Source organism: Vibrio amylolyticus (genome assembly GCF_023145695.1).
GTDB lineage: Bacteria > Pseudomonadota > Gammaproteobacteria > Enterobacterales > Vibrionaceae > Vibrio > Vibrio amylolyticus.
In genome coordinates this window covers 83,368-94,203 of sequence record NZ_JAJHVV010000016.1, presented here as the reverse complement: position 1 = coordinate 94,203, position 10,836 = coordinate 83,368, and the positions used below count along the sequence as shown (strand labels likewise).

General features: G+C 42.6%; 8 protein-coding genes, 2 tRNA genes, 1 pseudogene and 1 riboswitch. Of the genes and pseudogenes, 9 read left to right on the top strand and 2 right to left on the bottom strand.

All coding sequences use genetic code 11. The annotated features are described in order from the left end of the window. Window positions 1-8 precede the first annotated feature (8 nt). From KP803_RS20205 to thiH, 9 genes and pseudogenes are all read left to right on the top strand, one after another. Window positions 9-85, top strand: a tRNA-Asp gene (locus KP803_RS20205). A gap of 57 nt (window positions 86-142) precedes the next feature. Further along, window positions 143-219 (top strand) — tRNA-Trp (locus KP803_RS20200). A 541-nt stretch (window positions 220-760) separates the two neighbouring features. Beyond that, complete coding sequence (gene crcB, locus KP803_RS20195; protein WP_248010647.1) at window positions 761-1,144, top strand: fluoride efflux transporter CrcB; 384 nt, start codon at window positions 761-763, stop codon at window positions 1,142-1,144. A 67-nt stretch (window positions 1,145-1,211) separates the two neighbouring features. Further along, window positions 1,212-1,310: riboswitch (TPP riboswitch) on the top strand. A gap of 115 nt (window positions 1,311-1,425) precedes the next feature. Beyond that, on the top strand, window positions 1,426-3,387 hold the full coding sequence (thiC, locus tag KP803_RS20190; RefSeq protein WP_248010646.1) for a phosphomethylpyrimidine synthase ThiC: 1,962 nt from the start codon (window positions 1,426-1,428) through the stop codon (window positions 3,385-3,387). Between the two features lie 3 nt (window positions 3,388-3,390). Next, window positions 3,391-4,695 (top strand): annotated as a pseudogene (locus tag KP803_RS20185) (thiamine phosphate synthase); the annotation flags it as partial. Window positions 4,696-4,780: 85 nt separating this feature from the next. Further along, window positions 4,781-5,578, top strand: coding sequence for a HesA/MoeB/ThiF family protein (locus KP803_RS20180; protein ID WP_248010644.1), 798 nt, complete (start codon window positions 4,781-4,783; stop codon window positions 5,576-5,578). Window positions 5,579-5,582: 4 nt separating this feature from the next. Beyond that, a complete protein-coding gene (gene thiS / locus KP803_RS20175; RefSeq protein ID WP_248010643.1) occupies window positions 5,583-5,792 on the top strand; it encodes a sulfur carrier protein ThiS in 210 nt (69 codons plus the stop codon). 2 nt (window positions 5,793-5,794) lie between these two features. After that, window positions 5,795-6,583: a thiazole synthase gene (locus KP803_RS20170; protein ID WP_248010642.1), complete on the top strand. Its 789-nt coding sequence runs from the start codon at window positions 5,795-5,797 to the stop codon at window positions 6,581-6,583. A gap of 15 nt (window positions 6,584-6,598) precedes the next feature. After that, entirely contained in the window at window positions 6,599-7,711 is a 1,113-nt protein-coding gene (thiH, locus tag KP803_RS20165; RefSeq protein ID WP_248010641.1) for a 2-iminoacetate synthase ThiH, read from the top strand. A 120-nt stretch (window positions 7,712-7,831) separates the two neighbouring features. On the opposite strand, the gene KP803_RS20160 is transcribed toward thiH, so the two are convergent. Both KP803_RS20160 and KP803_RS20155 read right to left on the bottom strand, forming a co-directional pair. After that, on the bottom strand, window positions 7,832-9,622 hold the full coding sequence (locus KP803_RS20160; RefSeq protein ID WP_248010640.1) for an aminopeptidase P family protein: 1,791 nt from the start codon (window positions 9,620-9,622) through the stop codon (window positions 7,832-7,834). A gap of 96 nt (window positions 9,623-9,718) precedes the next feature. Then, a complete protein-coding gene (locus KP803_RS20155; protein WP_248010639.1) occupies window positions 9,719-10,675 on the bottom strand; it encodes a LysR family transcriptional regulator in 957 nt (318 codons plus the stop codon). Between the last annotated feature and the right edge of the window lie 161 nt (window positions 10,676-10,836).

Below are 10,836 nucleotides of genomic sequence, written 5' to 3'. Positions count from 1 at the left end.
ACCACTGCGGAGTGGTAGTTCAGTTGGTTAGAATACCGGCCTGTCACGCCGGGGGTCGCGGGTTCGAGTCCCGTCCACTCCGCCACTTATTCAGAGAACCTCGCTAATGCGAGGTTTTTTTGAATCTGATATATAGAAATTTAGGGGTGTAGCTCCAATTGGCAGAGCAGCGGATTCCAAATCCGCGTGTTGGGAGTTCGAATCTCTCCACCCCTGCCAGATTAAGGCTCCAGCAGAAATGCTGGAGCCTTTTTGCTTTCCGGTGTTTGTGCTTTGTAAGAAGCAGTCGATTCCTTCCCTGATTATCAACATATAAGTAGCACGTATTAGAGGGTTAATTCTCCCCATCGGCTCCATACTGATACGACTATCAGAAGTGTTATTTTCATATATCCATATATGGCTCTATACAAATCTCTGTCGGCACTGCAAACACCTACCTCTGTAATGACTTGAATTTTGAGTTAAGAGTCAACAACGAGCTCTATATGAAGTATGCGGTAGGGAGCATAGGTTTAATGTATTGCACTTAATATTATCGTGTCTAAATTGTTTATTTTATCCTTTATATTCTAAGAGCGGATATGATGACTACTTAATATTGATGCTATACACCTTAAACGTGACTCCTGTAACTTTTTAAATCTGTTCTGTTTTATTACCTAGTTCAACCAGATATTTTGAGTCAATTATTGGAGATTAGTTAATTTTTTCATGTATTGAGCATACAATGTCACCAATCGGTTTTTAAGGAATTATCATGGGACAATTATCTATCCTTGGCTTTATCGCATTGGGTGGTGCGTTTGGTGCCTGCTCTCGCTATTTAGTCACAGAGTTTTGTGCGGCAATGTTTGGGCGAGGTTTTCCATACGGCACGTTAACCGTCAATATCGTAGGTTCTCTTGCTATGGGTTTTTTAATTGCAGCATTTGAAAATGGTTCGCTAGCAACTGAGCCGTGGAGACAGATTATTGGTCTCGGTTTTTTAGGAGCGCTAACTACTTTTTCAACGTTCTCTATGGATAACGTCTTACTGATGCAGCAGGGCGCATTTTTTAAGATGGGCTTAAACGTTCTATTGAACGTCGTTTTAAGTATTACAGCCGCATGGATTGGTTATCAGCTACTGATTAAAAGCTAAATAATTATTACTAGCTAAAAATTAATCAGTTTAGCTTGGATTCAACATACTGATTACATATACTACTTTCTACTTGTCGGAGTGCCATAAGGCTGAGACCGTTAATTCGGGATCCGTTGAACCTGATCAGGCTAATACCTGCGAAGGAAACAAGAGAAAGATACCAAGCTAGATCCATTCTCGTTTTCTATCCTTCATCGCCTCTTATCTATGAGTCGATTCCTCTTGTAGCATCTTATCCGTCAAGCATTTTTATCCATATAATAAATAGGAAGAATGCTATGTCGAACCGTAAACAATCCCGATTAGAAGCGCAGAATTTTATTAACTCGCTGTCTGTCGAACCATATCCAAACTCAAGTAAAGTTTATATCGAAGGCTCTCGCAGTGATGTACGTGTGCCTATGCGTGAAATTACGTTAGCTGACAGTCTAGTCGGTGGCACGAAAGATGATCCGATCTTTGAACCAAACGAACCGATTCATGTTTACGATACATCTGGAGTTTATACCGACCCAACTCATACGATTGACTTATACAGCGGTCTTCCTAAGCTTCGTGAAGGGTGGGTAGAAGAGCGTAATGATACTGAACTTCTTGACGGTGTTAGCTCTGTATACACTAAAGAGCGTTTAGAAGATGATACGCTTGATGATCTTCGTTACGGAAATTTGCCTCAGATACGTAAAGCGAAAGATGGATGTTGTGTAACACAGCTTCACTATGCGCGTAAGGGTATAATTACCCCTGAAATGGAATACATTGCGATTCGTGAAAACATGGGTCGCCAAAAGTTTGCTGATGAGCAGCTAAATCACCAGCACCCTGGCCACAATTTTGGTGCCAATTTACCAGAAGAAATTACACCTGAGTTTGTGCGTAAAGAAGTTGCAGAAGGGCGCGCTATTATCCCTTCAAACATCAACCACCCAGAAGCTGAGCCGATGATTATCGGTCGAAACTTCCTGGTTAAAGTAAACGCGAACATTGGTAACTCATCAGTAAGCTCGTCAATTGAAGAAGAAGTGGAAAAGCTAGTATGGTCGACACGATGGGGTGGCGATACCGTGATGGACTTGTCTACTGGCCGTAATATTCACGAAACTCGCGAATGGATACTGCGTAATAGCCCTGTTCCAATTGGTACAGTACCTATGTACCAAGCGCTTGAAAAAGTGAATGGTGTTGCTGAAAACCTTAACTGGGAAGTAATGCGTGACACGCTCATCGAACAAGCCGAGCAGGGTGTGGATTACTTTACTATTCATGCTGGCTTACTTCTTCGTTACGTTCCTATGACGGCTAAGCGTGTAACGGGAATTGTTTCTCGCGGTGGTTCTATTATTGCTAAGTGGTGTTTAGCGCATCACCAAGAAAGCTTCTTATACACTCATTTCCGTGAGATCTGTGAAATCTGCGCGAAGTACGACGTCGCACTCTCTCTGGGTGACGGTCTACGACCTGGCTCAATAGCTGATGCGAATGATGAAGCTCAATTTTCAGAGCTTCGTACACTTGGTGAATTGACTAAAGTTGCATGGGAATATGATGTTCAAGTCATTATCGAAGGCCCTGGCCACGTTCCAATGCACATGATTAAAGAGAATATGGACGAGCAACTAGAGCATTGTCATGAAGCGCCATTCTACACATTAGGCCCGCTAACCACTGATATCGCCCCTGGATACGACCACATTACTTCTGGAATTGGTGCTGCTCTGATTGGCTGGTATGGCTGCGCTATGCTTTGCTACGTTACACCAAAAGAGCACTTAGGCTTGCCTAATAAGGAAGACGTTAAGACTGGCTTGATTACTTACAAGTTAGCCGCTCATGCAGCGGATTTAGCGAAAGGGCACCCTGGCTCTCAAATTCGTGATAATGCACTGTCTAAGGCACGATTTGAATTCCGTTGGGAAGACCAGTTTAACCTATCGTTAGACCCAGATACTGCGAAAGCATTCCATGACGAAACGCTGCCGCAAGAGTCAGGTAAGGTTGCTCATTTCTGTTCTATGTGTGGTCCTAAGTTCTGCTCAATGAAGATCTCTCAAGAAGTGAGAGAGTACGCGAAGAACTCAGATCAGGTTGCTGCAGATCAAGCGATTGAAATCAAAATGCTCGATGATCCATTAGAGGGAATGCGACAAAAATCTCAAGAATTCTTGGCTACAGGTTCAGAGCTTTACCACCCCGCGGTTAGCGACAATACAACAGAAAAACAAGTTGAGTTAGAGGACTAATATTTGAAAATTCTTATTCCATCCGATCATATTGAACTAACGGGTTTGGTTCAAAACTGCTTATTGATAGCGGAAAAGGAAGGGTTTGGAATTCACCACATTGAGTTGGGTGTTAGCCCAACTCAACAGTTTTCTATAATTGGTGAATCTGGATCGTTCAATATTCTCGCTAACAACCTTAATGAAACTGACAATGAAGTGTGCTTTTCTCAATCGGATTTATCCGCGTGTGACTTTGCAATTCATTACCAATCTAGAATGAATTTGGCACAAGTTTCTCGTCTGTTAAAAGAGTCTACTAACCTAGCGATTATAGGAACTCAGGATAACTCTGAGAGTGATCATAAGGAATGTATTGATGCGTGGCGTTTAGGTGCGATTATTTCAGTTTTCAATGGTGAAACAACGGATGTAATTAATTCTGATAGTAGCAATAAAGCCATTAAGTATCCATTACGTGAAGCAAATACAGAACTGCATTTAGCTTGGTTTATTAGTGCTTATGCTTTGGATTTCCCAGTAGAAGACTCCCTTGTTTTGGCGAGAGCTGTTGCTCAGAATAGTGTTTCACGTGAAACATGGCCGAATGATTATCAGTTTTTTCCAATTCCAGTCATTGATGATGAGAGACTTGATATTGCAGTGGGTTGGGCAGACCACGATTCAATGGTCTCTTTTCCGAGCCTAGAAAAGATAAGCTTAGGGCTATATCCAGTTGTAGATGATGTGAATTGGATACGTCGATTACTACCATTAGGTATAAAGACAATCCAATTACGTATTAAAGACCATCATCAAGATGATCTAGAAAATCAGATTATTGAGTCCATTAAGCTAGGTGAAGAGCATGATGCGAAAGTCTTTATCAACGACCATTGGCAATTGGCTATCAAACATAACGCGTTTGGTGTTCATTTAGGTCAAGAAGATATTGAAGAGTCCAACCTTAATCAGCTATCAAATGCCAATATCAGACTAGGTTTATCAACTCACGGCTTTTATGAACTACTACGAATCGTACAGATAAATCCAAGCTACATAGCATTAGGGCATATCTTTCCCACTACGACTAAAGAAATGCCTTCACGCCCACAAGGTTTAGTTCGTTTAGCAATGTATCAATCTTTGATAGACACAATCCCATATACAGACACCACGCTTGGATATCCTACAGTCGCGATTGGTGGCATTGACCACTCAACAGCACAAGCGGTATGGGATTGTGGGGTTTCGAGTTTAGCTGTTGTTAGGGCTATTACACTAGCTGAAGATACTACAGCAGCAATAGAACCATTCAAACAGATCATGAACGAAGAATTAGAACGTTTTAATGCGCATAGCTTATCTAAGCAATATGTATCGAACCAGAATGCATCGAGTCAGGAGAGAGAAAGTGCTCACTGATCAAGAATTCATCCGTTATCAACGACAAGTTAGCTTGCCAGGCTTTGGAGAGCAAGGTCAGAAAAATTTGAAAAATGCCCAAGTACTTTTGATTGGTTGTGGCGGGTTAGGAAGTGCTGCAGCGATGTACTTAGCGTCCGCTGGTATTGGTCGCTTAGTTATTGTCGATGATGACGCCGTTGAGAGTAGCAACCTTCAAAGGCAGGTTATTTACCGAGATAACGATATTGGTAAGGACAAAGCACAAGCGATGGCAAAGCAAATCGAAAGGCTTAACAGCGATTGTAGAGTAAGGGCTATTAAACATAGGTTTGAAGAAACTCAGCTGTCTTTAGAGGTGGGTGTTGCTGATATAGTTCTTGATTGCACAGACAACTTTATGAGCCGTCACCTCATAAACAAAGTGTGCTTTTTTTCTAAAACACCGTTGGTCTCAGGGGCCGCGATTGGTTGGCAAGGTCAATTTATCGTGTTCAATTTCGATTCACACAGTGCTTGCTATCACTGCCTATACCCAGCGGATGAGTTCAAGGAGTCTATGCGCTGTTCTGATATGGGGATAATTGGCCCTGTCGTAGGAACGATAGGTAACTTACAAGCTTTAGCCACCATTCAAAAAATTGTTTTGGGGGAGTTCAAGTGCACTACTGAAGCTCTTCAGCTATTTGATGGCAGTTCTATGACTTGGAAGAATCTGTCTCTTAATAAAGTTCATGGCTGCCGAGTGTGTGGTGAATTTGATAAAGAAGAATCTTTTAGTGCGACTAAACAAAATTTAAAGAGATAGTTGAGTGAACAATATAACGATAGAAGTTAATGGTGATGAACAGGAAATCCCCTCAGGTGCCACCCTTATTGACGTGATAGAGGTTCTTAACCTACCAAGTAATGGTTGTGTCTTCTCAATCAATAATACGATTGTCAGTAAGAATAAGTGGTCAATGACACCATTGAACAGCGGTGATTCCATTTCTTTGTTCCAAGCTTTTGCAGGAGGTTAAACATGTACTCAATGAACGACGATTTAGTGATAGGTAATAGAGCTTTTCAGTCCCGCTTATTTACCGGAACAGGGAAATTTGCCAATAACTCTGCGATGATCGACTCAATTAAAGCTTCAGGTTCCCAGCTTGCGACGATGGCACTTAAACGTGTGGATATAAACGCAGAACAAGATGACATCCTTGATCCAATAGTAAAGGCGGGCGTCAATCTATTGCCAAATACTTCTGGCGCCAAGAATGCAAAGGATGCGATTTTTGCTGCCCATCTTGCAAGAGAAGCGATTGGGACTAACTGGCTCAAGTTAGAAATTCATCCAGATCCAAAGTATTTAATGCCGGATCCAATTGAAACATTGCTTGCTGCTGAACAACTGGTAAAGGATGGATTTGTTGTCCTACCTTACTGTCACGCCGATCCGGTGTTATGTAAGCGATTAGAAGAAGTAGGTTGTGCAGCCGTGATGCCACTTGGTGCGCCAATTGGTTCTAACAAAGGAGTGGTTAGTAAAGACTTCCTTCAAATAATCATTGACCAAGCAAGCGTGCCTGTCGTGGTCGACGCGGGCATTGGCGCGCCTTCACACGCTGCGTACGCAATGGAACTAGGGGCTGATGCTGTGTTAGTTAATACGGCCATTGCTTCTTCTCAAAATCCAGTAGCCATGGCACGAGCTTTTAAGTATGCAGTAGAAGCGGGCAGAACAGCTTACCTATCAGGCCTGGCTACGGTAACTACTGAAGCTGTTGCATCCAGTCCGCTAACTGCATTTCTTGATGACTTAGTGTAACCGGTAGGAAAAACTATGAGCTTTATTAATACGTTCACCCAATTAAATTGGGATGATATTTCTTTATCGATTAATGCAAAAACGGCTAAAGATGTTGAACGTGCACTTAGTAAAACAAGATGCGATCTTGAAGATTTCAAATCGCTTATCTCACCTGCAGCGGAACCTTACTTAGAGCAGATGGCACAACGATCTTTGTCGCTAACTAGGCAAAGATTTGGCAACACTATTGGTCTTTACATTCCTCTGTATTTATCCAATCTATGTGCTAATGCTTGTACTTATTGTGGCTTCTCGATGGAGAACCGTATTAAGCGCCGCACCCTTAATATTGATGAGGTCTCTAATGAGATCACTGCGATTAAATCAATGGGGTTCGATAGTGTCTTATTGGTAACAGGTGAACACGAAACCAAGGTTGGTATGAACTACTTTAGAGAAGTTCTACCTACCATTAAAGATCAGTTCAGTTACCTAGCGATGGAAGTTCAACCACTAGATCAAGGTGATTACCAAGAGCTTAAAACGCTAGGTCTTGATGCAGTGATGGTGTATCAAGAGACGTACCACCCTTCTACTTACGCTCAGCATCACCTGCGTGGCAACAAAATGGATTTCAATTATCGACTTGAGACGCCAGATCGTTTAGCTAAAGCAGGGATTGATAAGGTTGGTATAGGTGCGTTAATTGGGCTAGAAGATTGGCGAACGGACTGTTTCTATGTCGCTGCCCACTTGGAATATCTTGAACGTACTTATTGGCAAACTCGATACTCGATTTCTTTCCCTCGCCTAAGGCCATGTGAAGGAGGGTTACAACCTAAGTCTATAATGTCAGACCGTCAGTTAGTTCAATTGATCTGTGCTTATAGGATGCTAAACCCAGAAGTAGAGTTATCGTTGTCCACACGCGAATCAGCTGCATTTAGAGATAATGTTTTACCCTTGGGTATCACGACAATGTCAGCTGCATCTAAGACACAGCCGGGTGGTTATGCACTTGATGAGGCTGAGCTAGAACAATTTGAGATCAGTGATGAACGAAGTGCTGGTGCCGTCGCGGAAATGATTGCGAGCAAAGGGTTTGAACCTGTTTGGAAGGATTGGCATAGAGGCTATTCAGGCTAAATAGTTTCAGAAGTAAAGATGTTTCACGTGAAACATAAAATGGCTACCCAATTGGTAGCCATTTTATGTCAACATACAAAGACCGAGGGAAGTTGAAGTGCATTACTCGGTAATCACCAATTAGCCATGTGAAAGAGGCATAGTGGCATTTTCCAACCAGTTTTTCACTTCATCATCCACTAGTGGACTAAGGTCTTGCCATACTTTTTGATGGTACTCATTTAACCAAGACAACTCAGGCTTGGTAAGCATATTGACGTTGATATTTCTGTAATCAATTGGACAACGAGTTAGAGATTCAAACCCAAGAACAGGGAAGTCACCGTTAGTTTCAATCTCGGTAACTAGCTCCAAGTTCTCTATGCGAATACCGAATGCATCTGCTCGGTAGTAGCCTGGTTCGTTAGAAAGCACCATTCCTTTCATAAGCGGAACATTAATTTGTCGCTTAGATATGCTTTGTGGACCTTCATGAACACTTAAGAAATGTCCAACACCGTGTCCGGTACCATGGTCATAATCATAACCTTCAGCCCATAAGTGCTGACGAGCAAGTGTATCGATCTGATAACCGCAGGTACCTTTCGGGAATCGAGCTCGAGCCACAGCAATATGACCCTTTAAAACTAACGTAAACTGCTTTCTCATCTCTTCGGTAGTTTCACCGATGGCGAGGGTTCTGGTGATATCTGTAGTGCCGTCCGGGTACTGACCCCCGGAGTCTACAAGGTATAAAGAGTCTTGAGTTAATTGAGTAGGCTGTGGTTGGTTTAGGTGATTGTAGTGACACATAGCGGCATTGCTACCTGCAGCTGAAATCGTATCAAAACTTAGGTCAACGAGACTTGAGTCTTGTTCCCTGAAGGATTGTAGTTGATCAGAAAGTTGGGCTTCATCCTTCAGTTTACCTTGATTTACTTGGCCATCTAGCCAAGATAGGAATTTTACCATCGCGACCCCATCACGGACATGACACGCTTTCATTCCCTTAATCTCTATTGGATTTTTTTGCGCTTTAGGGATTAGGCATGGATCCGCTGCATTAATGATGTTGGCTCCACAGTTTTGTAGTTGTAAGCCAAACCATGAGTTGTTTGTCGCTGGGTCGACAATGACTTTCTTGCCTGCTTGTTCTGAGAGTACGTTTGCTAGTGCATCAGGAGCATGTACCTTAACGCCAGATTCAACATGGGCGTTGAATTCAGAAGGTAAACGCGTTTCATCAAAGAAGAAATCGACACTAGCATCTGAATGGATAATTGCATGAGAAAGTACGACAGGTAATCTAGAAACGTCAAGCCCTCGAATATTAAGTAGCCAACAGATAGAATCTAATGCGGTGATGATGGCGCAATCTGCATCTTGATCGATGATACGCTTTGCGACTTCAGCGCGTTTATCCCGACTTGATTGACCGACTAACTCGTTTGACATTAAACGTACCGATGACAGTTCTGGTGTAGGACGATCAGCCCACAGTTCGTCGATCGGGTTTGTGGTCAATACCGATAAGTTATAGTTAGGCGAAAGCTTTAATTGCGCTTGGACTAGCCAAGCACCTGTGTGCATTCGTGGGTCAAAAGCGACTTTGCTATTGGTTGGTAGCTGTTGGGTAATCCAATCTAAAGCAGGCTCTTCAATAAGGTGACGATATTCAAACTCGGATTCTGGAACCTGTTTACGAACTTGCACTGTATAACGACCGTCAACAAAGATGGCGGCTTTATCTTGAGTGATAACAGCGCAACCCGCTGAGCCTGTGAATCCTGTTAACCAAAGTAGGCGTTCATTATGAGTTGGCACATATTCACCCAGATATTCATCTTCATGGGGGATGATAATGGCGTTATAGTTATTATTGGCTAGCCAAGTTCGAACCGCTTGAACACGTTCTGAAATAGATTGATGCATCTAAATTATCCTTTTTGTATTGTCCTACTGCTTCAGTCTGTTACTCATAGAGTAGCAAAGACAAATAAGCTACTCCTTTTCATCAAGGTGCGCAATCTATCTAAGAGAATGGGTTTTATCCTTGATGATATTCGTTAACCAAGTCAATGCAGGGTCGTTCTCTCTATCTTTGTGCCAAAAGAGGGTATAGGCCATCGGAGGAAAATCCATTGGTAATGGCAACTCTACGAGATCAAGTTGGCTAGCAATCAAAGAGGTAAAATGACTCGGTGCTGTGAAAATAAAATCCGTGTAAGTACAAAGGCTGGCGGCACTATTGAAGTCTGGAACGGTAATAGCAATGTCGCGTTCTCTACCAATATCTGAGAGCCTGTAGTCTAGCAACCAGCGGTCATTGCCATCACAGCGTACTTGAACATGACGCATTGATAAGTAGCTATCAAGGTTCCAACCATTTAGTAACTTAGAATCACTCAAAATGGGATGGTCTCGTCGTACGACGCATTTTTGAATGTCTCTGTAGATTTCAAGTTCACCAATATCACTTGGCGGCAGCATTGTAAGTTTTGCATCATTGATGTCGATGTCTTTACCCGTAATTCCAATATCCAGTTCACCAAGTTGGAGTTTTTTAAACGTTTGATCACTCCAAGGGTGTGTCGAGATATTTAGGTTTGGGCCTTTTTTAAAAACAACGGGCATAAAGTGAGGCAGAATGAGTGGGTAAACACTCTCGACAGCAGCGATATGAAATCGATACTCGCTGCTTGCTGGGCAAAACTCATCGGGTTGTGTTATGGCCTCCAATTGGTGAATGAGGTTTTCAAGGCGAGGTTTTAGCGCCAGACTCTTGGCCGTAGGTCGTAACCCATGGGAGGTGCGAACAAACAGTGGGTCATCAAACTGTTCGCGTAGTTTAGCGAGCGATTTACTGACCGCAGATTGGCTAAGATAAAGCCGGCTTGCGGTTCGGGTAACGCTGCGCTCCTCAATAAGTACGTTTAGGCAAACTAAAAGATTGAGGTCAATTCTTGAAAGCGCTTCTGCGGACACAGTGAATTTCCTAATGGGAATAACTGCTATGAGTATATACCATTATTGAGAATAACAGTTGTCGAGTACAATCATCCCATATTTGTAATGATTGATCGGTAAAGCTTTGTGAACACGCCTCAACTTGATAACCCTAGTAGACTACAACTTGCATTATTGAC